General features: G+C 60.2%; 26 protein-coding genes. 15 read left to right on the forward strand and 11 right to left on the reverse strand.

Going from position 1 to position 20,627, the window contains the following annotated elements:
* Positions 1–2: 2 nt before the first annotated feature.
* Complete coding sequence (locus VOY09_RS03605; protein ID WP_322893021.1) at positions 3–1,304, reverse strand: flagellar hook-length control protein FliK; 1,302 nt, start codon at positions 1,302–1,304, stop codon at positions 3–5.
* Positions 1,305–1,405: 101 nt separating this feature from the next.
* Between VOY09_RS03605 and VOY09_RS03610 the strand changes: the two genes are divergently transcribed.
* The 6 genes from VOY09_RS03610 (at position 1,406) to VOY09_RS03635 (ending at position 5,440) form a co-directional block, all read left to right on the forward strand.
* Positions 1,406–1,699, forward strand: a complete 294-nt coding sequence (locus VOY09_RS03610) for a rod-binding protein (RefSeq protein WP_322893022.1) — start codon at positions 1,406–1,408, stop codon at positions 1,697–1,699.
* Positions 1,692–2,033, forward strand: coding sequence for a flagellar protein FlgN (locus tag VOY09_RS03615; RefSeq protein ID WP_322893023.1), 342 nt, complete (start codon positions 1,692–1,694; stop codon positions 2,031–2,033). Before VOY09_RS03610 ends, VOY09_RS03615 begins: the two co-directional genes overlap by 8 nt.
* 190 nt (positions 2,034–2,223) lie before the next feature.
* Entirely contained in the window at positions 2,224–3,762 is a 1,539-nt protein-coding gene (locus VOY09_RS03620) for a flagellin (protein ID WP_322893024.1), read from the forward strand.
* Between the two features lie 90 nt (positions 3,763–3,852).
* Positions 3,853–4,227, forward strand: a complete 375-nt coding sequence (gene flaF / locus VOY09_RS03625; protein WP_322893025.1) for a flagellar biosynthesis regulator FlaF — start codon at positions 3,853–3,855, stop codon at positions 4,225–4,227.
* A complete protein-coding gene (flbT, locus tag VOY09_RS03630) occupies positions 4,227–4,631 on the forward strand; it encodes a flagellar biosynthesis repressor FlbT (protein ID WP_322893026.1) in 405 nt (134 codons plus the stop codon). Before flaF ends, flbT begins: the two co-directional genes overlap by 1 nt.
* Positions 4,628–5,440 carry a DUF1217 domain-containing protein gene (locus VOY09_RS03635; RefSeq protein ID WP_322893027.1) on the forward strand — a complete coding sequence of 271 codons (813 nt, stop codon included), beginning with the start codon at positions 4,628–4,630 and terminating at the stop codon, positions 5,438–5,440. The genes flbT and VOY09_RS03635 overlap by 4 nt, the downstream gene beginning before the upstream one ends.
* A 150-nt stretch (positions 5,441–5,590) precedes the next feature.
* Here the strand turns inward: VOY09_RS03635 and VOY09_RS03640 are convergent, their stop codons facing one another.
* Positions 5,591–6,952, reverse strand: a complete 1,362-nt coding sequence (locus VOY09_RS03640) for a FliI/YscN family ATPase (protein WP_322893028.1) — start codon at positions 6,950–6,952, stop codon at positions 5,591–5,593.
* 85 nt (positions 6,953–7,037) lie between these two features.
* Here VOY09_RS03640 and VOY09_RS03645 point away from each other — a divergent pair, with 85 nt between their 5' ends.
* Genes VOY09_RS03645 through VOY09_RS03685 form a run of 9 tightly spaced genes read left to right on the forward strand, consistent with a single transcriptional unit; the run spans position 7,038 to position 11,551 of the window.
* A complete protein-coding gene (locus VOY09_RS03645; RefSeq protein WP_322893029.1) occupies positions 7,038–7,424 on the forward strand; it encodes a FlgB family protein in 387 nt (128 codons plus the stop codon).
* A 3-nt stretch (positions 7,425–7,427) separates the two neighbouring features.
* Positions 7,428–7,820, forward strand: a complete 393-nt coding sequence (gene flgC, locus VOY09_RS03650) for a flagellar basal body rod protein FlgC (protein ID WP_322893030.1) — start codon at positions 7,428–7,430, stop codon at positions 7,818–7,820.
* A gap of 10 nt (positions 7,821–7,830) precedes the next feature.
* On the forward strand, positions 7,831–8,112 hold the full coding sequence (gene fliE / locus VOY09_RS03655) for a flagellar hook-basal body complex protein FliE (RefSeq protein WP_322893031.1): 282 nt from the start codon (positions 7,831–7,833) through the stop codon (positions 8,110–8,112).
* The gene (locus VOY09_RS03660) at positions 8,109–8,378 is read left to right on the forward strand and encodes a flagellar biosynthetic protein FliQ (RefSeq protein ID WP_322893032.1); all 270 of its coding nucleotides are present in this window, start codon (positions 8,109–8,111) and stop codon (positions 8,376–8,378) included. The genes fliE and VOY09_RS03660 overlap by 4 nt, the downstream gene beginning before the upstream one ends.
* A gap of 1 nt (position 8,379) precedes the next feature.
* The gene (locus tag VOY09_RS03665; protein WP_322893033.1) at positions 8,380–9,096 is read left to right on the forward strand and encodes a flagellar hook-basal body complex protein; all 717 of its coding nucleotides are present in this window, start codon (positions 8,380–8,382) and stop codon (positions 9,094–9,096) included.
* A gap of 12 nt (positions 9,097–9,108) precedes the next feature.
* Positions 9,109–9,894 (forward strand): flagellar basal-body rod protein FlgG, encoded by a 786-nt coding sequence (gene flgG / locus VOY09_RS03670; RefSeq protein ID WP_322893034.1) that lies wholly within the window; start codon positions 9,109–9,111, stop codon positions 9,892–9,894.
* The gene (gene flgA / locus VOY09_RS03675; protein WP_322893035.1) at positions 9,891–10,307 is read left to right on the forward strand and encodes a flagellar basal body P-ring formation chaperone FlgA; all 417 of its coding nucleotides are present in this window, start codon (positions 9,891–9,893) and stop codon (positions 10,305–10,307) included. The genes flgG and flgA overlap by 4 nt, the downstream gene beginning before the upstream one ends.
* Before the next feature lie 14 nt (positions 10,308–10,321).
* Positions 10,322–11,044 carry a flagellar basal body L-ring protein FlgH gene (gene flgH / locus VOY09_RS03680; protein ID WP_322893036.1) on the forward strand — a complete coding sequence of 241 codons (723 nt, stop codon included), beginning with the start codon at positions 10,322–10,324 and terminating at the stop codon, positions 11,042–11,044.
* A 9-nt stretch (positions 11,045–11,053) separates the two neighbouring features.
* Complete coding sequence (locus tag VOY09_RS03685) at positions 11,054–11,551, forward strand: flagellar basal body-associated FliL family protein (protein ID WP_322893037.1); 498 nt, start codon at positions 11,054–11,056, stop codon at positions 11,549–11,551.
* Here the strand turns inward: VOY09_RS03685 and VOY09_RS03690 are convergent.
* The 9 genes from VOY09_RS03690 to VOY09_RS03730 form a co-directional block, all read right to left on the reverse strand.
* Positions 11,539–11,931, reverse strand: coding sequence for a hypothetical protein (locus VOY09_RS03690; protein ID WP_322893038.1), 393 nt, complete (start codon positions 11,929–11,931; stop codon positions 11,539–11,541). The genes VOY09_RS03685 and VOY09_RS03690 overlap by 13 nt on opposite strands.
* The gene (locus VOY09_RS03695; RefSeq protein ID WP_322893039.1) at positions 11,928–13,010 is read right to left on the reverse strand and encodes a flagellar type III secretion system protein FlhB; all 1,083 of its coding nucleotides are present in this window, start codon (positions 13,008–13,010) and stop codon (positions 11,928–11,930) included. Before VOY09_RS03695 ends, VOY09_RS03690 begins: the two co-directional genes overlap by 4 nt.
* On the reverse strand, positions 13,010–13,786 hold the full coding sequence (locus VOY09_RS03700) for a flagellar biosynthetic protein FliR (protein ID WP_322893040.1): 777 nt from the start codon (positions 13,784–13,786) through the stop codon (positions 13,010–13,012). Before VOY09_RS03700 ends, VOY09_RS03695 begins: the two co-directional genes overlap by 1 nt.
* Positions 13,786–15,876: a flagellar biosynthesis protein FlhA gene (flhA, locus tag VOY09_RS03705; protein ID WP_322893041.1), complete on the reverse strand. Its 2,091-nt coding sequence runs from the start codon at positions 15,874–15,876 to the stop codon at positions 13,786–13,788. Before flhA ends, VOY09_RS03700 begins: the two co-directional genes overlap by 1 nt.
* A 161-nt stretch (positions 15,877–16,037) precedes the next feature.
* Positions 16,038–18,212 carry a hypothetical protein gene (locus VOY09_RS03710; RefSeq protein WP_322893042.1) on the reverse strand — a complete coding sequence of 725 codons (2,175 nt, stop codon included), beginning with the start codon at positions 18,210–18,212 and terminating at the stop codon, positions 16,038–16,040.
* Entirely contained in the window at positions 18,209–19,078 is an 870-nt protein-coding gene (gene motA, locus VOY09_RS03715) for a flagellar motor stator protein MotA (RefSeq protein ID WP_322893043.1), read from the reverse strand. Before motA ends, VOY09_RS03710 begins: the two co-directional genes overlap by 4 nt.
* Before the next feature lie 75 nt (positions 19,079–19,153).
* Positions 19,154–19,723: a hypothetical protein gene (locus VOY09_RS03720; protein WP_322893044.1), complete on the reverse strand. Its 570-nt coding sequence runs from the start codon at positions 19,721–19,723 to the stop codon at positions 19,154–19,156.
* Positions 19,720–20,076, reverse strand: coding sequence for a hypothetical protein (locus tag VOY09_RS03725; RefSeq protein WP_322893045.1), 357 nt, complete (start codon positions 20,074–20,076; stop codon positions 19,720–19,722). The genes VOY09_RS03720 and VOY09_RS03725 overlap by 4 nt, the downstream gene beginning before the upstream one ends.
* A gap of 12 nt (positions 20,077–20,088) precedes the next feature.
* Positions 20,089–20,568: a flagellar basal body-associated FliL family protein gene (locus tag VOY09_RS03730; RefSeq protein WP_322893046.1), complete on the reverse strand. Its 480-nt coding sequence runs from the start codon at positions 20,566–20,568 to the stop codon at positions 20,089–20,091.
* Positions 20,569–20,627 lie beyond the last annotated feature (59 nt).

The following is a 20,627-nucleotide window of genomic DNA, read 5'->3' on the forward strand; positions in this document are numbered from 1 at the left end:
CTCTATAAACGCAGGTCAAGAGAGCCGCGCGCCGGTCTTGGCGGGGCGGCGGGTTGGTCAGTTACGGTCAATTCATCAGGCGCCGGGGGCTGCGCGCCCGTGATCTGGCCGGTATCCGGATCACGGGGGCGGCCGTTGCCGAAAGAAAACGCAATATCGCTGAACCCCAATGTGCGGAATTCTTGTGCGAGTGTTTCGATATGGCGGCGCAGCAAATCCGTCGTTTCCGGCCGTTCCGCCAGAATCTGGACCATCACCGCCCCGTCACCGGCGACGATCTGCATCCGCACGCGCCCCAATTCTTCGGGATTCAGTGCAATTTCCGTTGGCTGGCCCGCCGTCTGGGTCACCGCCACAGCGATTTGCTGAGCCATCATCCGCGGCGTTTCGGGCAAGACAACCCCACTCGGGCTGGTGACATGCAGAACCGGAGTAGGTTTTTCGCTCAGAATACTGACGGGTAGACTTTCCCCGTTTGTCAGCAAATCAGGAACCAGTCTGCCGTAATCCTGCGCCCGCAGGCCCAATTCGGCCAATGTGCTGCGTGGCTCGGGCTGCCCCTTTGCACCAGGAGGGCGCGGCGCGACCTCTTCCACAGGATCACGGGCTTTGATCTGCAGCTTTTCACCGTCAGCCAAGCGGACCTTAACCTGTCCATCGTCAATGACCGGCGTTGGTGCCGTGACCGGCAGCTTTATCAGACTTCCGGTGTGATCAGGACGGCGCAGCGCGATATCCGCCACCATCTCCTCGGGTCGAGGATTGGAATCAACCGGCATCACCTGATCCGGTTCTTTGACGCTCGGTCCGGCCCGGACAGGCATCACCGCAAAACTCTGCGGCGCGTGATGCTGCGGCGGCAAAATCTGTGGTGGATGTGGTGGCGGCGTCGGTGACATATCCCCTTGATTCGCCGTCATTTGGCGCAGCACAAAGCGCTGTACGAAAGGAGCCGGCTCATCAAGATCCCCAGCCGAAACCGATGCGCCAGACTTTTCTTTTACGGAATCGGGCAAAAGAGCGGCCAATTGCACTGGCAATGGCGAATCAGCCTCCGGATTATCCGTAACCTCCGGCCAAGCATCATCCGCCAGATCAACCGCGCCCTCAGGCGGTTGATCTATGTTGGCAGCGGTTTCAGCAAACATTGCCACAGGCTCGGCCAAAGCGGCCTCTGGCTGTGGGGTGGCATCCATCAACGCGCTGAAAACATCGCCAAAAAGGCCAGTATCAGCCTGGCCAATCTTCACTGCTTCCGGGACGGATGCGGTGACCGTGACTAAGGAGAGGAGCGGCGGCAACATGCGGTGTCCTGACAATAACATTACCACCGTTCTCGCAGGAAAAACTTACTGAATGTTTACGGCTTTGCGGCAGATTGAAAAAAACACTGCCGGAGCCTGCCATGACCATCATCCCCGTTTTACCTGCCCCCCGCGGACCTGCGAGCATACCCGAATTCGACACGACGGACGCCAGATTGCGTGACGCGGCGCAAAAACTGGAAACCACATTTCTGGCTGAAATGCTGAAATCAGCAGGGTTTGGCGCCAGCAGAGCCAGTTTTGGCGGCGGCATCGGCGAGGATCAGTTTTCATCCTTTCTGCGCGACGCACAGGCCAGCGAGATGGCAAAGGCCGGTGGGGTCGGCCTTGCCGAAGCATTGTTTCACGCCATGAAAGCCCGCAACGATGCGTGACCCGCAGCTGACAGATTTGCTGACCCTGCTCGCGGCAGAGGCGGCGGCAATCATCGCCGGTGACTACGCCGCATTGGACAATCTGGCCGCACGGAAAACAGCGTTAATTGACCATTTGCCGCAGGCTTTGGCACAGTCACAGGATCTGCGGCTTGTTGCGGATGCATTGACGCAAAATCAAGCACTTCTGGGGGCCGCTATCACAGGGATCGGCGCTGCCCGCGACCGTCTTGCGGCCCTGCGCAAGGTCCGGGAAGGCTTGCAGGTCTATGACCAATCCGGCCAGTTCGCAGCGCCTGCGATCACGCGCCCGGATCTGGTGAAAAAGGCGTAATTTGCTTCAAATGCAGGATATTACCGTCCGCCGCATTAATCAGATCTTCACCCACCATATGGCAGGATCGTCGCACTGCCAAAAGGCGGGGCCCGATCAAAGGGTCAAAGTCAGAATGGCTGTCTGATCTGCAACTTTGCAGCATTGTAAACCAACCCGGCGCAAAGCGCCGTCAAAAGGACCAAAACTTATGTCCAGTATTTTAACCAACAACAGCGCCATGGTTGCGCTGCAGACATTGAAATCTGTCAACACCGACCTCGCGAAAACACAGGCGATGATCTCGACCGGGAAGGCGGTCGCATCGGCCAAAGACAACGCCGCCGTCTGGGCAATTTCCAAGGTCATGGAAGCAGATGTGCGCGGCTACCGCGCCATTAACGACAGCTTGGCATTGGGGCAATCAACCGTCGCCCTGGCCCGCAACGGTGCGGAAAAGGTGACTGAACTGCTGACGTCGATGAAAGAACGGATCGTTACAGCACAGGGGAAAAACGTTGACCGCGGCAAGTTGCAGGCCGACGTCACAGCCTTGGCCGATCAGGTGAAATCTGTTGTCAACGGGGCCCAGTTCTATGGGCTGAACCTGCTGAAAGGCAATGAAGATGTCGATATCATGTCATCACTTGACCGCAACAGCGACGGCGTCGTGTCAGTCAACAATATTGCGATTTCCCGGCAGGATCTGTCCTTTGACAGCGGCACCTATGGCACTGGCGCAGATCTTGGCGCGAATGTCACTACGGCCTTGGGCGGCAACAAGGCCGCCGATGGGACCGGCGGGGCATTTTCCGGCGGGGCCAACAAGCTCACCGCGACGGTTGCCGGGACCATTGTCGCAGGCGAGACCTATAATATTCAGGTCGCTGACAAAACCGTCAGTTTCATGACGACAACAACCGCCGCCAACGACCTTGCTGCCGGTCTGACAGCCGCCGTCAACGCCGCCGGGATCGAAGGGATTTCAGCAAATGTTGCCGCCGATGTCATCACGATCAACTCGACGTCCAAGTTCAGCGATGTCGCGGTCAATACCAGCGGCAATGGCGCGGCGACATTCGCCCTGACCGCGAATGGCAATACCGCTGCCGCGGCAACGAACAACAGCCAGACCATCACCGCACGCGCTTCGGAGCTGACCTTCTCAACCACAGCCGGTGTGTCGGCAGGTGACGGTTATCGCGCAACGATCGGTGGCGCGAACTACGATTACGTCGCAGGCAAGGGTGAAACATTTGAAGATGTCGCACGCGGCTTGAAAAGCATCATCGACGGGGCCGGGGTGGCCAATATCAGCACGAATGTGCGGCAGAACGCGACCACGGGTGCCTGGACCCTGCAGATCGACAATGATGGGACTGCACTGACCTTGACCGATGCAGGCCGCGCGGGCGGCAAGGCAACCGGCGGTCTGGTCGGCCTCGACAAGCTCGATGTGCGCAAAGACACCGGCGTTCAGGCCGCGCTCGCCAATATCGAGACGATGATCAATACATCGATCAATGCGGCTGCCGGCTTTGGCTCGACGCAAGGGCGGATCGAAACACAGAGCGAGTTCATCGGCCAGTTGACCGAAGCCTTGCGGTCGGGGATCGGCACGCTGGTTGATGCCAATATGGAAGAGGCGTCCGCAAGGCTGCAAGCGTTGCAGGTGCAACAGCAGCTGGGCATCCAGTCGTTGTCGATTGCCAATCAGGCACCGCAAACGATCCTGTCACTCTTCCGCTAAGGTCGAAGGCGGCGCCAGAATATCGGCGTCGCCCGCCCTTTGCTGCGTCAGGCAGCGTCATATTCACCAACGTCCGGAAAGGACATCCCCGTGAATGCCATAGAACAAGCCCGGCAAGCCTATGCCCCGACCGCGGTCGCCACCCGTACTGATCGGGCCGTTGAGGCCCAGTTGTTCGGCCAGATCACCGCACGATTGCGCAATGCCATGTCCGATCAGCCCCAGAATTTCGCAGCACTTGTCGCAGCGATCAGCGACAACCGTCGGCTGTGGTCGACATTGGCGGCAAGCGTGGCCGACAAGGACAACCAATTGCCCGCACAGCTGCGCGCGCAAATCTTCTATCTGGCGGAATTCACCGAATATCACAGCCAAAAGGTATTGCGGAACAGCGCCAGTGCTGACGTCCTTGTCGATATCAACACGGCCGTCATGCGTGGTCTGAACGGACAGGGGAAACCCTGATGTCTGGCCTCGTATTGAAGCTTAATCCGCGCGAACGCCTGCTGGTGAATGGTGCCGTGATCGAAAACGGCGATCGGCGCAGCAGCTTTTCCATCCTGACACCCAACGCCAATATCCTGCGCCTGCGCGACGCGATCCACCCCGAGGAGGTCAATACGCCCGTGCGGCGGGTCTGCTATATCGCGCAGCTGGTGCTGTCCGGGGATGCGACACAGATTGACGCCAAACGCCAATTGCTGCGCGGCATCGAACAGCTGAGTCAGGCCCTGCGCGACGGTGACAGCCGCGTGCATCTGGATGCGGCAACGGCCGCCGTCATTGATGACGACTTTTATCGCGCCTTGAAATCGTTGCGCCATCTGTTGCCACGCGAGGCGCGCCTGCTTGCGGCAGCTTCACCATGAGCTTTCAACCTATTCTGCCGATGACCGGCTATGTCGGGTGGCGCTTTCTTGAACGCACGCTTGAGACGCAGCGGGCCAGTTTTGCCAAAAGTCCGCCCGTGCAGCGTGCGACAGATTACTTTCGTGAAAACATCGGCAATATCCGCAGCGCTGAAGATCTGGTTAAGGACCGGCGACTGTTGTCCGTCGCACTTGGCGCATTCGGTCTGGATGACGATATCAACAACACATTTTTCATCCGCAAAATACTGGAGGATGGAACCGAAAGCGATACCGCCTTGGCCAATCGCCTCTCGGATAATCGCTATGCAGAGCTCAGCCGCGCCTTCGGCTTTGGTGATCTGGCCGTCCCGCGCAGCGTTCTGCCCAGTTTTGCGACCGAAACCATCGCCCGCTATGAAAAGCGTCAATTCGAAAAGGCGGTCGGGACACAGAACAATGATTTGCGTCTCGCGTTAAACCTGCGCGAAAGCCTGGCAGAAATCATCGACAGCAGCAGCAACGATGGCGCGCATTGGTTTTCGGTGATGGGCAATGCGCCTTTGCGCAAGGTTTTTGAAACGGCTTTGGGCCTGCCGTCCAGCATTGGCAGCATCGACATCGACAGGCAGCGCGACATCTTTCGGTCACGTGCCAAGGCGCTGATCGGGACAAACAAGGTTGCCGATCTTGCCGATCCGGCACAGCAGGAAAAGCTGATCCGTCTGTTTCTGATCCGCGCAGAGACGGCACAATCCAACAATTTCAGCACCGCCGCTGCGGCGTTGAGCCTGCTGCAATCGGCCCCGCGCATCGGGCGCCTGACCTAGGATCAATCAGACATTGTGCAGAACGGACCGGATCATGGAAGAAGCTCCACAAAGCCCAAGACATCTGCTGTAACGGGCAGACGCGCCGTGACCTGCCCAGGACAAGACGACCACAGTCACGACCCAAACGCAGTGCGTTGATCAACTTTATCAACCACGTTTACCCGGATCACCGTACACTGTCTTCATATCCGTCCCGCCACCTGCCAAGGCCTGTCGCAGCTTGGCAAAATGCGCAAGCGCGCCACGCTGATCCTTGATCGTCAGAAACTGATCCAGCGCGGCATAGCAGGCCATTGCCGCATCAACCGATTTGTCAGACCCGGCGGTATAGAGCCCGGCCCCGATCATCAGCGCAGACCTGTCATAGGTCGCCAGATGCGCCCGTGCCTGCGCGATCATCGCGTTTTCCTGCGGCGTCGCAGCGGCAGGCAGGGCGCGCGAGACGGAACGCACAACATCAATGGCGGGAAACCGCCCTCTTTCCGCAATCTCGCGATCAAGGATGACATGCCCGTCCAGAACGCCGCGCAGCATATCCGCGACCGGTTCTTCCATATCCGACCCTGCGACAAGGACCGAAAAGACCGCGGTGATATCGCCGCTTTCACCTGCGCCGGGCCCTGCCCTTTCACACAGGCTGGCGATGGCCGCACCGGTCGACACCGGATAGCCGCGCAGATTGGCAGGTTCGCCGCCGGCGACGGCAACTTCGCGATGTGCCTCGCAAAAGCGGGTGACCGAATCGATGATCAGCAGGACCTGTTTGCCCGCGTCGCGGAAATGCTCTGCCACGGTCATCGCGGCCCAGGCGCAGCGCCGTCGGACCTGTGGCGCGCGATCAGAGGTCGCAGCGATCACGACTGCTTTGGCCATGCCGTCCGGCCCCAGCACATCCTGTATGAAATGGCGCAATTCGCGGCCACGTTCGCCGACCAGGCCAATCACAATGACATCGGCGGAATTGCCGCGCGCCAGATCGCCCAGCAGCGTTGACTTTCCAACGCCAGATCCGGCGAAAAGCCCGATCCGTTGGCCGCGCACAATCGGCAAAAGCGTGTTGAACACCGCCAGATCAGTCTCCAGCCGCGCGCCCAGGCCGCGACGATCCTGCGGCGCAGGGGGTGGCGCGCGCAAAGACCGGACCACGGGCCCCGGCAGAATGCTGCGCTGATCCAGTGGGCGACCGTCCGGATCGATCACGCGCCCGATCCAGCGGTCATCGGGGGCAAAAACCGCCGGGGGATCAATGACGACCCGGTCACCGATCGCCACGCCGTCAACGGCACCATCCACCAGAATATGTGCGGACAGGGCATCCAGCCGGACAATTTCCCCCTGCAGGCAATGCGCGCGGGTCAGAATACGGACGCGATCCCCCAGTTGCACATGGGCCGGTAGACCGCTGACCTGCACAATGCCGGAGGTGACACAGGCAACCCGCCCTGCGGCATGCACCGGATCAAGGCGTTCGATCGCCCCGCGCAGCTGATCAAGCAGATTGTCGGGCATGATTTGTCCTTTCTTGGCGTTGCTCACGTCTTCTTAAGGAATCGGCGTTAATCAATGATTGAAACCAGCAGCGGGAGAATCCCCAATGTATCAGTCACTGGACCTGTTCCAGACCGCCGTTGCCATGGCCCGCCACGCCGGGACACGTCAGGCCGTCGTCGCGCGCAATATCGCCAATGCCAATACCCCCGGCTATCGCGCGCAGCAGATTGCGCCCTTTGGCGATGTCTATGGCGCAGCACCCATGTCGCAGATCCGCCAAAGCAGGCCGGGCCATCTGGCCCCCGATCCTAGGCTCCGCGTGACGGCGGCGCCCGTCGTCGGCAGCACCGAAGCATCGCCCAATGGCAATACGGTATCGCTGGAGGATGAGATGTTGGCCTCGGTCGCTGTCTCTCGCGACCACAACCGTGCCCTGGCGGTTTACCGGCATGGGCTGACGATTCTGCGCACAGCGCTCGGGCGGGGATGAATCATGAATGATTTCTCTGACGCCATGTCTGTGGCCAGCAGCGGGATGAAAGCACAGGCCACCCGCCTGCGGCATCTGTCGGAAAATATTGCCAATACCGACACACCCGGGTTTCGCCGCAAGATCATATCGTTCGAAGAACAGCTCAGCCTGGGGCGGCGCACCGGGGCGGTGACCGCCGGACCGATGCGTCTCGATCAATCTGACCTGCCGCAGATCTATGACCCGGCCAACCCGCTGGCGGATGCAGCGGGCTATTACCAAGGGTCCAACGTCAACCTGCTGGTCGAAATCGCCGACGCCCGCGAAGCCCAGCGCAGCTATGAGGCCAACCTTAAAATGTTCGATCAGGTCAGGCAAATGTCCTCGGCCCTGATGGATTTGCTCAGACGCTAGGAGGAGCGATATGGAAATCGGCGCAATCGTTGCCCAGAATTACACCGCCAGCAAAAAGGCGACCGCCCCAGAGGCTGGCTCATCCGGGGCCACAATTGCCAATGCCGCAAAAGACTTCGCGGCGACGATGCGCGCCAGCGAAACCACCGCGATGCAGGCGATGACCACCGGGGCCGATCCGCATGCTTTGGTGCAGGCCTTGGCGCAGACCGAACTGGCCGTGCAGACCGCCGTGACCGTCCGTGACCGCGTGGTCGAGGCCTATCAGGAAATCCTGCGGATGCCGGTATGATGTCAGAGGATCTGTTTTACGACACATTGCGTCAGGGGCTTTGGACAGCCTTCGTGATCTCGATCCCGATCCTGACGGTGGCTTTGGCGACCGGCCTGATTGTGGGCCTGTTTCAGGCGCTGACATCGGTGCAGGAGATGACGCTGACCTTCGTGCCGAAACTGGCCGCGATCATCGCGACCTTCTGGGTGACGATGGCATTCATGTCAGACGCCTTGGTCGACCTGTTCCAGAATATTCTGATCCCGATCATCGCAGGAGGATAACATGGACAACACAACCTATGTCACATTGACCCGCCAATCCGGGCTGTTGCAGGAAATGCAGGTGCTGGCGAATAACATCGCCAATACCAACACCACCGGGTTCCGCGCCGAAGGCATTCTGTTTTCTGAACATATCAAAAATCTGGGCCCCGGGATGCCATCGCTGTCGATGGCGACTGCACGGGTGCGCGATACGGCAACGACTCAGGGCAGCCTGGCCCAGACCGGCGGTACATTTGATCTGGCCATTGAAGGTGACGGGTTCTTTCTGATCGACACGCCCCAAGGGCAAAGGTTGACGCGCGCCGGTGCCTTTGGCCCCAATGACCTCGGCGATCTGGTCACCCCGGACGGCTACCAGGTGCTTGACGCCGGCGGTGCGCCGCTTTTCGTGCCGGTTGGCGCTGGCCCTGTCGGGATCGGGTCCGATGGCACGATCAGCGTGGGAGGTGAACCGATTGGTCAGATTGGCCTCTTTGCCCCGGTCGACCCCAATCAGATGATCCGCGAAAGCGGCACATTGTTCGACCCGCAAGGCGGCATCGCCCCGGCACAAGATGGGCGCATCCTGCAAGGCTTTCTGGAAAGCGCCAATGTGAATCCGATCCAGCAGATCAGCCGCATGATCGAAGTGCAGCGCGCCTATGAGCTGGGCCAAAGCTTTCTGGATAAAGAACATGACCGCATCCGCAGCGTCATCGACGCTGTCCGCCCCTAGAAAGGAGACATCATGCGAGCCTTACAGATCGCCGCTGCGGGCATGACCGCCCAGCAGACCCGGGTCGAGGTGATTTCCAACAACCTCGCCAATATGAACACGACGGGATACAATGCCCGCCGCGCCGAATTTGCCGACCTGCATTATCAACAGCTTGTCCGCCCCGGCACGATCAATGCGTCTGACGGCACCGCCGTGCCGACCGGCGTACAACTGGGCCTTGGGGTGCGGGCGAGTGCCGTGACCGTGATGCTGGCGCAGGGATCACTGGCCGCGACCGGCGGCGATCTGGACGTGGCCATCGAAGGTGACGGCTATCTGGAGGTGACGCTACCCGATGGGCGGCCAGCTTTCACCCGCGATGGCGGGCTGAAACTGACCGGCGACGGGTTGATCGTGACATCCGATGGCTACCCCGTCGTCCCCGACATCGCGATCCCCCCCGATACAAACTCCATCGCGATCAATGCCGAGGGCGAGGTTTACGGGTTCTTCGACGACCAGATCGAACCGCAATTGCTGGGTCAGTTCACGCTGGCCGGTTTCACCAACCCCAAAGGGCTGGAGGCGATCGGATCAAACCTGTTCCTTGAGACGCCCGCCTCCGGCCCATCGGCGATCGGGACGCCGGGCGAAGACGGGCTGGGCGTGTTGCGGCAGGGCTATCTGGAAAACAGCTCTGTCGATCCGGTGCGCGAGATCACCGATCTGATTTCTGCCCAGCGCGGCTATGAATTGAATTCCAAGGTGATCACCGCGGCCGATCAGATGCTGGGCGCGATGGTGCAACTGCGATGATCCGCGCTCTGGCCATCATCTTTATGCTGACGGGCCCGGCGGCGGCAGAAACGCTGGTCGCGGCCCGCACCATCCCCGCCCAATCGATCATCGGCGCAGAGGATCTGACGCTGTCACCCCAAATCATCCCCGGCGGCGTGACAGATCCAGCCGCCATTGTCGGCATGGAAACCCGCGTGGCGCTCTATGCGGGACGCCCGATCCGTCCCGGCGATGTCATCTTTCCCGCAATCGTCGAACGCAACCAGATCATCATGCTGACCTATCAAAGCCATGGTCTGGCGATTTCGACGGAAGGCCGCGCGTTGGGCCGGGCCGGGCCGGGGGATCTCATTAGGGTGATGAACCTGAGCTCGCGCGCGACCGTCACGGCGCGGATCGGGCTTGATGGCACCGGATATGTATCGCAATGAAGAAAGGACCGGCCATGCGCCCCTTCGTCGTGATGTTCCTGTGCCTTGCCGCCTGCAGCACGACCCCTGTTGGCGCACCTCCACCATTTTCACAGCAGCCGTTCAATGCCGAACGCGATGCGATGATCAACCCCGGCCTGCCCGCAATTATTTCGCCCACGCAGCTCGGCCCGTCTGCACAGGCATCGTTGTGGACGGGCGAGCGTGGGTCGCTGTTGGGTGACAAACGTGCGCGCCAGCGCGGCGATATCATGACCGTGGTGATTGAAATCGACGACAGCGCCTCGATCAGCAATTCCAGCGCCAGATCGCGGAATGCATCGCAACGGGCGGGGGCACCGCAATTGTTCGGTGTGCCGCAGCGGATTGCGCGGCGACTGCCCGAAGGTGCCTCGGTCGGATCGCTGGTCGATCTCAATTCCCAAAGCAATGCCAGCGGCAATGGCAATGTCCGGCGGCGCGAGGAACTGACCCTGCGCGTTGCGGTGACGATCACGGATGTTCTGCCGAATGGCGTTTTCGCGATCCTTGGCCAGCAAGAGGTGCGGGTCAATTTCGAACTGCGCGAACTGATCGTGACCGGATTCGTCCGGCCAGAGGATATCAGCCGCCAGAACGAAATCACCTACGACAAGATTGCATCAGCGCGCATTTCCTATGGCGGGCGCGGCCAGATCACCGATATGCAGCAACCGCGCTATGGCCAGCAAGCGCTTGAACGCTATCTGCCGTTTTAGGAATTGGCGATGAAAGCCTTCCTCATCCCCGCCATTTTCGCTGCGGTTGGCACCGGGTCCGGCATTGCCGCCGCCATGATCCTGCAAAAACCGGAGGCGGATCTTCCCTTGCAGGCCGACACGCCCTGCGGCGATGTGCAGGACCCGGTCACGGCCCGCGACGCCGCGCCGGATATCGGCCCGGCGCGGGAATATGCACGGCTGAACAATCAGTTCATCATTCCCATCGTTGAAGGCGGGCGCGTCGTCGCATTGATCGTCATGTCATTGAACGTTGAAGTCACACCCGGCAATGCAGAGGCCGTTTTTGCGGCCGAGCCCAAGCTGCGCGACGGATTTCTGCAAAATATGTTCAATCACGCCAATATCGGCGGCTTTTCGGGCAATTTCACCCAAGGCACCAATATGCGCAATCTGCGCAACGACCTGTTGCAGACGGCACAGAATATTCTGGGCAGTGCTGTGACTGATATTCTGATTACCGATATCGTGCGTCAGGATTCATAAAGCGCGGCACGGTCTGTGCGTGTTTGCCGGTCGCGCAACGCCTGCGCCGCAATCGACCGCGCGACCTGATCGCGCCCGAAGGCCCGCTGCAACCGCTGCTGGCAATTGGCCATCAAGGCCAGCACCTGGGCCAGTTCCATGTTGACCATGGCGCGGCGTTGATCGACCCATTGCTGCCAGCGCAGATCAGCACCCGCGATCAGGGCCGGATCATCAGCCGCGCGCATTCCTTGCGTGGCCCGTTGCGCGGTCAGGTCAGACAGATTCTGGCGCAAAGCCTGTTCCTTGGCCGACAGCCGGTGCATTTCCGTCTGTAGCGCGCGCAACGCGAGCCCGGTCAGATCTTGCAGCTCTGCGATCTGGTCAGCTTTGCTGGTCATCTGTCGCGGGCCTTTTGCCGGATCATCTCTGCAAAGCGGATCGCTGCGGCAACCGCCTGATAATGGGTCGGCGCAATTTCTTGCCCGATATCCACGCTGGCATGCAGCGCCCGCGCGGTTGGCGGGTCGGAATGCAGCGGGATGGCATGTTCACGCGCCAGTTCCCTGATCCTGGCGGCGACTTCATCGACACCCTTGGCCACGCAGATCGGGGCAGAGGCCGCCTGCCTGTCCCATTTCAACGCAACAGCGTAATGCGTCGGGTTCACGATGATCACATCGGCCTGCGGCACATCGGCGAGCATCTTGTTCATCGCAATCTCCTGGCCGCGCAGGCGACGTTGCTGTTTCAGCATCGGATCGCCTTCGGATTGCTTGAGTTCATCCATCATTTCTTGGCGGCTCATCCGGTTTTTGCGCAGGTGTTCGCCCGACTGCCACAGATAATCGCCGCCGCCCAAGACCAGCGCGACACCAAACACGATCCCCATCAGCATGACCAACATCTGAGTCAGCGTCATCATCACCAGCGCCGGCGGCAAATGCACCGACCCGATCATGACTGCGACCTGCGCCCGTAAAAACACAGCCAGGATCACAAGATAGATGATTAATTTGGCCATGCTTTTGCAGAATTCGAACAGGCCCTGTCGGCCAAATTTGTTTTTCATCCCCGACACCGGGGAAATACGGTTCAGCTTTGGTGCGATGCGCGACGGGGTAAACACCAGGGCCCGCTGCGCCAGAATGGCCAGCAGCGCCAGTATCGCGGGTAAAGCGAACCATGGCAGTATCGGCCCGACGACGGACCGGATCAGCCCAGCTGCCATTGCCCGGCCAGATCCGTCAAAAATCACCCGCGCCATATCCGGCCCCTGATCAAGCATGACCACCATCGCATTGCCCAAGGCGGATATCGTGGGCTGTGCAACCGACAGGCAAATAAGGAAAAACCCGCCATAGGCCGCAGCCGTCGTCAGGTCTGCTGATTTTGCAAATTCGCCTTTGGCGCGGGCATCCTCCAGCTTTTTCTGGCTCGGGTCGAAGGGTTTTTCGCTGCTGTCGTCCTCACCGCTCATCACGGATCACCAAAAGGGTTCTGCATAAAATCACTGAACGCCAGCGCCCAGAGGCTGAGCAAAAGCGGGGCAGCCAGCAAAAGCAGGATCAACCCGCCCGCCGTCAAAGCCGGAGCCCCGACAAACGACACCATCAGTTGCGGCATGGCGCGGTTAATCACACCCAGCACGATATTGTAGATCAAAGAGGCGATCAGAAAGGGCGCGGCCAGCGAAAACCCAAGGCTGAACGCCGTTGCCACCTGCTGAACGCCGGCCTGTGCCACCAGACTCGGGCCCAGCGCAGTGCCGAACGGCACCAGCGCATAGCTATGGATCAGATAAGCGGCTGCCTGCACATGCAGCCCTGACACGGCAGCCAGAGCCGTGCCCGCCACCACAAACAGATGCCCGATCGCTGGCTGTGGATCAGCACCCGCTGTGCCGCCAAAAATCTGCGACAAAGATGTCGCCTGTGCTGCAGTGGCCCCTGCAATCTGCAAGGCAAAGATAAAAAACCGCAAAACCAGGCCAAAAAACAGCCCGGTCACCACCTCTGGCGCCAGTAGGATGGCGGCAGCCATCGTACTACCTGCCATAGGATCAAAGTCCGGCTGCACAGCAGGCGCCACGATCAAGGTGAACGCGATGGCAAGCGCCAGCCGCACCCGCAGCGGCACTGACTGATCCCCGAAGCCCGGCAAAACGGCCATCACCGCCCCGATCCGGATAAAGACCGCCAAAATAGTCCAGTAGAGCGGCTGAAGCTCCGCCAAAAACGGCAGCAACGGCTCCATCACCCCGGCACCATGCCGACCAGCGCCGGACGTGCATCGATCCCGATCTCCTCAAAAGACAAGACCGGGTTCATGATCCCCTTGGCTGCCATGACCGTCCGCAGAAACCGCCGCCGCCGCATCGTTGTGACCACCGCCGCATAGGCCCCCGCATTTGCCGCCTGCCCCAGCTTTTCAGCCAACCCATCGGCAAGCGCATTGAACCGGTCGGGCGGCAAGGCCACATCACCGGCGCCGCGATCTGACCGGATTTCAAAACTGGTAAATGTATCCTCCCATTCCGGAGCAAGCTGAATGAGCGGAATGGTGCCATCGGACCGCCGCAACGCCGCAACAAGCTGAAACCCAAGCCGCTGCCGCACATGCTCCGTGATCGCGTCAACCGAAGGATAGATCTGACGGGCCTCGGCCGTTGCTTCGATGATCAACGACAAGTTGCGGATCGACACCCGTTCCTCAAGCAAAAGCCGCAAGACCGACAGCAAAATATCAACCGGCACTTTGTCGGGGATAAGTTCGTCGAGCATTTTGCGATTTGCCTCACCGCGTGCGCGGTCCGTCAGGTTCACCATCTCATCCAACCGGCGGCGCAACGCCTTGAATGTCAAAAGACGCGGAAAATTGCGTTTCACGACCTCCAGCAGGTGGGTGGCCAAAACCTCGGTCGGCTGCACCGTTGTCAGCCCGTTCAACGCAGCAAGCTCTTGCTGGGTCGGATCAATCCAGCGCGCGGGTGCGCCGTAAACCGGTTCTTTAACCGATGTTCCGGGCAGATCAATGGGTTCAGAATCGGTCAACAGGGCAAGTATCTGCCCCGGTCGCAGGCTGTCCCGCACCTGTTCGACGCCCTGGATCTTGATCACATAGGAACCAGGCGGCAGCGCTGCGTTATCGGTCAGCCTGATTTCGGGCAGCAAAACACCAAACAGGGTCGCGACATGATTGCGCATATTGGCGATCCGCGCGTCCAATCCGGTGCCGGGATCAAGCACCATATCGACAAGATCGGGTGCAAATTCGACATGAATATCGTCCAGATCCAAGGTATCACCGATCAATTCCTGGGCCGGTGCCTGTTCCTTTGCCGGGGTCACATCTGCGGCTGATAGCCTGCGTTTCTGCGCGGCCGCGGCAAGCGCATAGGCGCAGCCGCCCAGCACCAACCCGCCGACGATGAAGGGCAAAAACGGTAAACCCGGCACCAGCGCGAAGAGGATCATCAGCACCGCCACCGTGGCAAGTGCAGCGGGATGACGCCCCAGTTGCGCGACCAGCGCCAGATCTGTTGCCCCCGTCGCACCGCCGCGCGCCAACAAAAGCGCCGATGCAATGGAAATCACGACAGCGGGGATCTGCGACACAAGACCATCGCCAACCGTCAGAATCGTATATGTTTCAAAGGCACGGCCTAGCGGCATGTCATGAACCGCAATGCCGATGATCAGCCCCATGATCAGGTTCAATGCCGTGATCAGCAGCCCGGCAATGGCATCGCCTTTGACAAATTTCGACGCCCCATCAAGCGAGCCAAAGAACGTCGTTTCGGCCTGTTCACGTTCGCGGCGCGCCTTGGCTTCTTGATGGTCGATCGCCCCCGCCGACATATCGCTGTCAATCGCCAGCTGCTTGCCGGGCATAGCATCAAGCGCGAAACGCGCACCCACCTCGGCCATGCGGGTGGCCCCTTTGTTGATTACCACGAAATTCACGATCAGCAGGACGCAAAAGACCACAAGCCCCAACAGAATGTTTCCCCCCATGACGAACATGGCAAAACCTTCGATCACCTCGCCTGCGGCGCTGGTTCCGGTATGGCCTTCGCCGATGATCAGTTTGGTGGATGACACATTCAGCGACAGCCGCAGCATCAAGGAGGCCAGCAAGATTGTCGGGAAGGCCGAGAAATCCAACGGCCGGTCGATGAACAATGTGACCGTGAAGATCAGGATCGCCAAGGCGAAAGACGCCGCCAAGCCGATATCAAGCACCCAGGCTGGCATCGGCAGGATCATCATCACGATGATCGCCATCAAGGCCAGCGCCAGCAGGATGGTCGGCTGGAAGATGTCGCGCAGTGACAGGCCCAGCATCATCGAACCCTACCCGCAAGTGTCTGTAGTCTGGCGATTGCCAGATGTCGGGCAAGAAACCACTGGTCACACAAGTTTCTGCTGATCATGTGCTGGCGCCCCATTTGAACCCTGAACCCCATTCTGGCACCAAATCCTTGCCAATCCGTTAGCGCGCTGGATCAAAACTCCTCTGGTGACGCAAACCTGTCCAACAGCCCGTCAAGCATGGCCCGCGATTGCGCCGCCTGATCCAGCAAGGCGCGCCCGCTCGTCAAAGGTTGCGCGCCATCAAAGGCCGGACCGTCAAAGTCCAGCATCGCGGCTACTGCGTCTGCGATCAGCGGATCGCCCGTTTGTGCGAGGCTGGCCCAGTTACTGTTGCGCCAGTTGGTTTCGGTGGAATCGGGGGCTACAAGACTCGTCAATGCCGTATCGTTTCCGGCTTGCATCGCGCGTGCGGCCTGCCGGAATATCCCCGCCTGATCGGAACTGTCATCGCGCAACAGCCGCAAAGCGGCCTCCGGGTCGCGCAATGCCAAAAATGCTTTCGATTGCAGGTAGATGCGCTCACTGCCGGGTAATGCCGGGGCATTGCCAAGGACCCGAAGGGCCTGATCGGGAAAGCCCAGTGTGATCAGACGTCGCGCGATATTGTCTTGCAGCGCCGGGTCAGTCGCGCCGGGCGGGGCCACGACAGCAAATGTCAGAAAATCAGCATCTGTCATCCTGTCTGCTGCGGCTTGCGCGTAGTCGGCGGACAAAGCGGCATGGCGATCCGGGCCCAAAGCGGCAAGTTCATCTGCCAAAAGGGCCGCCGCCTGTGCAAAATTGTCGCCCGCCAGATAGGCTTGCACCTGCGCCGCAGCCAGCGCGCCCGCAGCAGGCGTATTCGCATATTCAAACCGCAGCGTATCCGCCAGGGTCATTTTATCGGCAGGGACGGGCTGATTTTGTTGCACGGCCTCGGTCAGATAGCGGGTCATCGCCTCTGGCGTGATCCGTGGATCGCCCTGAGCGATCTCGGCCAGGGTCTGCAACGCCGCAGCGTCATCGCCCTGCTGCGTAGCAAGTGTTGCTGCGGCCAACCTTGTAGCCACGGTCGGAACCGGCGTGTTCTGAGCCATGGCCAGCGCTTGCTGCGCCGCGTCATGATCATCATCTGCGGTAAAATGTGCGGCCAGACGCGGCCCCAAATGCCGTTGAAGCGGCAGCGGCAGATTCTTGAAGGCGCGCAAAATGGCATTGCGGTCGTAATCGCGGCGCATGTCGTTCACGGGCCGCGCAAGGAAAGCCCAAAGTGCCACCTGTGACGGGCATGAAAGCTGCTGGTCACGGTCGGGAAAAGTGACCGGATCGTCGTCGATGATAGTGGCAAGCAACCGCAGATACTGCCGCTCCTGCGACCTGACCCCGTCCAGTGCAAGCGCCTGCACCGCTTCTCGCCCAAATCCGAAATGCAGATAGAGACGCGCCAGTTTTTCCACCGCTTCGGGATCGAACCGGTCAAATTCGTGGATGAGATCGGATCGCGCTTGCGCAAGCTGCGCCCCGAAAGGCCGGTCATCCGCCCAGGTCGCAAGATCGACAAAAGCATCAGGGGTGCAGGGCAGGCCGTCAGCATTCTGCGCGGTGGCATTGTTCTGGGGGATTGCGAAAGGATCGGCATTGTCACGCACGGCCAGCCCCGGCAAAGAGATCGGCAGCATGTCCTGCACAAGGCTGGGGGCGGCCGTAGGTAACGATAACGGGTCCGGATCAAGTACCCCGGCCGACAGACCGCGACCCAGACTTTCGACGACCAGCTGTTCCATGGCTGTCAGGTTCCCCGTCACAGCGGGCATCTGTGGTTGGCGCGGCGCATTGGACCAGCCTGTTCGGTCGCTGCCGAATGGCAAGGCTGTTGGCGTTGGTCCGGCGCGTGGCAGGATCACCGGCAAAACACCGGCGGGCGCGGCGGGCGGTGGGGCCAGCGCCTGCTCAAACCGCGAGTCCGGATCGGCGGCCCCGTTGGCGATATCAATCACGAGAAAAGCGGTATCGCTGATAAACACATCCGCGCGGCATTCGCAATTCAACGCCAGCCGCAATTCACCCAAAGCGGCGTCCTGACTGACCGCCCTGATCCGCGTCCGGGGGATCAGATCGAAAAAGCGGTTCAGGTCAAAACCATCGGCGACGGCCAGCCGCAGCACATATCCATCGGTGCCGCGCCCGAAATCCCATGCCGCTCCGGCAGGAAGTTCAACAACAACCCGCGTGAAATTGCCGTGTTCCCCCGTCCGCACCACGACCGGTTGCGCCAGCAGCGTCACAGGCCAACAGATCATGATCAGGGCGAGGAGAGCGCACCTCATGCGGCCTCCTGCTTGGCGGTTTTTAACGCGTCTTCCATTTCGGAAAAACTGGGGCGGTAGTGGCTGGGCATATTCTGGCGACCAACCTCGATACAAATGTTCGGGGCATGGGCATAAAGATTGGCGACCAAAACTTCCCGGATCAGCTGATGGAAATGTGCATCCTCTTCGACCACAGCTTTGACCTTGTTGGAAAAGGGCCCGACAAACCCATAGGCGAGAAAGACCCCCAGAAAGGTGCCGACCAAAGCGCCGCCGATCATCTTGCCCAGAACTTCCGGCGGCTGATCAATCGAGGCCATCGTCTTGATCACGCCCAGAACGGCGGCCACGATCCCAAGCGCGGGTAGACCATCGGCAATCGTCTGCAACGCATGCGAGCTGTGCAACTTATGGTGCAGCGTTGCTTCAATCCGTTTTTCAAGGATTTCTTCAACCTGATGCGGATCATCGTAATTCATCGACGCTGACCGGAGCGTATCGCAAATCAGGGCAATCGCCTCTTTGTCACCCAGAATTTTCGGATATTTTCCAAAGATTGCAGAAGTTTCAGGCGCCTCGATATGGCCTTCGACGGCGACGGGATTGGTGCGCGCGACCCTGATCAGTTCAAACAAAAGACAGAGCAGATCACGGTAATCGGCCGCCTGCCATTTCGGCCCTTTGAAAACCTTGCCCATATCCCTGATCGTGGCCTTGATCGTGGTGTTATCGTTGCTGATCACGAAAGCCCCGACAGCGGCACCGACAATCATCAGCATTTCATAGGGCAATGATTTTAGAATGATCGCCATCTTGCCGCCGGCCAGCAAATACCCACCAAAGACGGTGGCAAAAACGACGACGATGCCGACAAGACCAATCATTCTGACACTGCCCTTCGGACCAGTTGCGATTCCCTGCACTGGATTAAAGCCAAGACCTTAACGTTTCCTGACCTGCTATTGATCTGGCGCATTGGCATTCCGACCGGCCAGCACGACGCTGAAAGAATAGGCCACGGAGGGTGGTAATTCCGCCATGATCGCTGCCGCAGATTGCGGTTCCATCATGCCCAGAAACCCCGCGGCAAAGGGCGGTGGCATTTCGACAAACAAAGCGGCAGCCTCTTTCGGTTTCATGTTTTCATAGACCGCGCGCAACAGATCCAGATCACTGGCCGAGGCCGTCTCTGCCCGGGCGATTGTGGCGTTCAGCGCCTCTTCCGCGGCGCGCATCGCCTGTAGTTTTTCGGCGATCTCTACCTCTGCGACCCGCAGGGCCTGCAAACGGTCGCGCAGCTGGCCTTCGCGCTGGGCAAGACGGTCTTCGCGGGCTTGAAAGGCGGCCAGCAGATCGGCGGTCTGGCCATCGCCCGGGACCTGACTTTCGACGGGCGCAGGCGTGCTGACATCCTCGGCCAAGGCGGGGCCGACCTGCGATCCGGCGCGCAGAACAGCCGACAGAATCAGCAATCCGGCCAGGATATGCAAAGGTCCGTGCGGGCGTTTGCGCCTGATCGTTTTCGTCATGGCGCGCCCCTTGGCGCGCTGTCGCGCCTGGAAAACACCGGGGGCGGCTCTGCCCCGCGCGGTGCGGGGGCGGGCAGGTCATGCAACGATGCGACAAGCAGTTCCAACCGGCCTGCCGCAGCCTCTGCCCGCTGGCTGACCTGCGCCAGCGTTTCCACCGAACCTTTCGCCGTCGCCTGCGCCCGGTTCAGCGTTTTTGTCAGATCATCCACCTGTGCCGACAGCACCGCCACCGCACCGCCGACGCCCTTTTCCAGATCGGTGAACCGGCGCAACCGGCGCGACAGGATAAAACAGTAAAACGCTGCCCCAAATGCGCCTGCGACCAACAGCATGTCGGCAATGAATGCCATGGCTGTCCTCCTTTATCCCAGTACAAATTCCATGATCAGCAGGTCGGAAATGCGACCTTCCCCAGCGACAACCTGAACCCGGCGCAGCATATGGCTGCGCAGGCGCGACAGGGCGGTCGGATCTTCCAGTTCGGCCAAGTCCACAGCCCGCAGATAGCCGTTCAGAACATCGACGATGCGGGGTTTGATCGCCTCGACCTCGGCCCGGTGGACAAGCGGCACCTCAAGCTGTGCTGAAAACCGCAGGTGATCGCGGCCCTGGGTTGCGGGCAAGGAAATCACCAGCGGATCAAGCGGCACGAAAGCGACGTTCAAAGGCAAGGCCGCCGGGCTGGCCGCACCACCAGCGTCAGAAAATCCGGGCAGCACGCCGGACCGCACCGCCACAAATCCGCCGCCACCGCCCAGCAAGGCCAAGACAAGCCCGATCACCATAGGGATTTTCGACCGTTTCTTCGGCGTCCCGTCCGTGGCATCATTGGGGCTGCGCATCTGCTTTCCTTTCCGCTGTCAGAAATATGCATAGCGCACGAGGCCCTAACCGATTGTTA

This window comes from Yoonia sp. 67-2 (assembly GCF_035117555.1).
Lineage (GTDB): Bacteria > Pseudomonadota > Alphaproteobacteria > Rhodobacterales > Rhodobacteraceae > Yoonia.

Excerpts from the sequence above, each read along its gene's own strand:
- VOY09_RS03635 (WP_322893027.1), top strand. The coding sequence starts at position 4,628 with ATGAGCTTTCAACCTATTCTGCCGATGACCGGCTATGTCGGGTGGCGC.
- VOY09_RS03700 (WP_322893040.1), bottom strand. The coding sequence starts at position 13,786 with ATGGAGCCGTTGCTGCCGTTTTTGGCGGAGCTTCAGCCGCTCTACTGG.
- VOY09_RS03725 (WP_322893045.1), bottom strand. The coding sequence starts at position 20,076 with ATGGCATTCATTGCCGACATGCTGTTGGTCGCAGGCGCATTTGGGGCA.
- VOY09_RS03615 (WP_322893023.1), top strand. The coding sequence starts at position 1,692 with ATGCGTGACCCGCAGCTGACAGATTTGCTGACCCTGCTCGCGGCAGAG.
- VOY09_RS03720 (WP_322893044.1), bottom strand. The coding sequence starts at position 19,723 with ATGACGAAAACGATCAGGCGCAAACGCCCGCACGGACCTTTGCATATC.
- VOY09_RS03605 (WP_322893021.1), bottom strand. The coding sequence starts at position 1,304 with ATGTTGCCGCCGCTCCTCTCCTTAGTCACGGTCACCGCATCCGTCCCG.
- motA (WP_322893043.1), bottom strand. The coding sequence starts at position 19,078 with ATGATTGGTCTTGTCGGCATCGTCGTCGTTTTTGCCACCGTCTTTGGT.
- VOY09_RS03610 (WP_322893022.1), top strand. The coding sequence starts at position 1,406 with ATGACCATCATCCCCGTTTTACCTGCCCCCCGCGGACCTGCGAGCATA.
- fliE (WP_322893031.1), top strand. The coding sequence starts at position 7,831 with ATGGAAATCGGCGCAATCGTTGCCCAGAATTACACCGCCAGCAAAAAG.
- VOY09_RS03690 (WP_322893038.1), bottom strand. The coding sequence starts at position 11,931 with ATGACCAGCAAAGCTGACCAGATCGCAGAGCTGCAAGATCTGACCGGG.
- VOY09_RS03710 (WP_322893042.1), bottom strand. The coding sequence starts at position 18,212 with ATGAGGTGCGCTCTCCTCGCCCTGATCATGATCTGTTGGCCTGTGACG.
- flbT (WP_322893026.1), top strand. The coding sequence starts at position 4,227 with ATGTCTGGCCTCGTATTGAAGCTTAATCCGCGCGAACGCCTGCTGGTG.
- VOY09_RS03665 (WP_322893033.1), top strand. The coding sequence starts at position 8,380 with ATGGACAACACAACCTATGTCACATTGACCCGCCAATCCGGGCTGTTG.
- flgA (WP_322893035.1), top strand. The coding sequence starts at position 9,891 with ATGATCCGCGCTCTGGCCATCATCTTTATGCTGACGGGCCCGGCGGCG.
- VOY09_RS03640 (WP_322893028.1), bottom strand. The coding sequence starts at position 6,952 with ATGCCCGACAATCTGCTTGATCAGCTGCGCGGGGCGATCGAACGCCTT.
- VOY09_RS03660 (WP_322893032.1), top strand. The coding sequence starts at position 8,109 with ATGATGTCAGAGGATCTGTTTTACGACACATTGCGTCAGGGGCTTTGG.
- flhA (WP_322893041.1), bottom strand. The coding sequence starts at position 15,876 with ATGCTGGGCCTGTCACTGCGCGACATCTTCCAGCCGACCATCCTGCTG.
- VOY09_RS03695 (WP_322893039.1), bottom strand. The coding sequence starts at position 13,010 with ATGAGCGGTGAGGACGACAGCAGCGAAAAACCCTTCGACCCGAGCCAG.
- VOY09_RS03645 (WP_322893029.1), top strand. The coding sequence starts at position 7,038 with ATGTATCAGTCACTGGACCTGTTCCAGACCGCCGTTGCCATGGCCCGC.
- VOY09_RS03620 (WP_322893024.1), top strand. The coding sequence starts at position 2,224 with ATGTCCAGTATTTTAACCAACAACAGCGCCATGGTTGCGCTGCAGACA.
- VOY09_RS03730 (WP_322893046.1), bottom strand. The coding sequence starts at position 20,568 with ATGCGCAGCCCCAATGATGCCACGGACGGGACGCCGAAGAAACGGTCG.
- VOY09_RS03685 (WP_322893037.1), top strand. The coding sequence starts at position 11,054 with ATGAAAGCCTTCCTCATCCCCGCCATTTTCGCTGCGGTTGGCACCGGG.
- flgG (WP_322893034.1), top strand. The coding sequence starts at position 9,109 with ATGCGAGCCTTACAGATCGCCGCTGCGGGCATGACCGCCCAGCAGACC.
- flgC (WP_322893030.1), top strand. The coding sequence starts at position 7,428 with ATGAATGATTTCTCTGACGCCATGTCTGTGGCCAGCAGCGGGATGAAA.
- flgH (WP_322893036.1), top strand. The coding sequence starts at position 10,322 with ATGCGCCCCTTCGTCGTGATGTTCCTGTGCCTTGCCGCCTGCAGCACG.